Here is a 386-nt window from a genome sequence, read left to right on the forward strand (position 1 = left end):
GCCTGTTGTAGGGCATGGATAAACGCCTGGCTTGGCTGCTCAGTGATTTTTCTCAAGATGTCTTTCATCACTCGCCTGAGATAGTTTTTCTGTTTTTTCAGCGTCTTCTTCATGCGTTTGAATTGTTTGGCATGCGCATAACTTGCCACCTTTTGAGCGGCCTTAGGGCCTACTCGTTCATAACTTTGCCTAAGCACAATGCCAGCTTGCTTAGCGAAGCCAACCAGTTTATTGCGGCATTTTTCTAGTAGTTTACTGTCTGTTGGATGGGCGATATTTTTCTCCATGACGGTACTGTCTACGACTACTTCTCGCAAGCTTGAAGGCTTGATGGTATTACTTTTAAGGCCCGCATCAACAGTTAACGACAGCATTAATTCAACCCC

The 386-nt window shown here is 45.1% G+C and carries 1 pseudogene; it reads right to left on the reverse strand.

The features are described 5' to 3' along the window. Positions 1-374 (reverse strand): annotated as a pseudogene (locus CKO50_RS23175) (IS5/IS1182 family transposase); the annotation flags it as partial. Positions 375-386: the final 12 nt, after the last annotated feature.

The sequence above is a fragment of the Pseudoalteromonas sp. HM-SA03 genome (assembly GCF_002289345.1).
Taxonomy (GTDB): domain Bacteria; phylum Pseudomonadota; class Gammaproteobacteria; order Enterobacterales; family Alteromonadaceae; genus Pseudoalteromonas.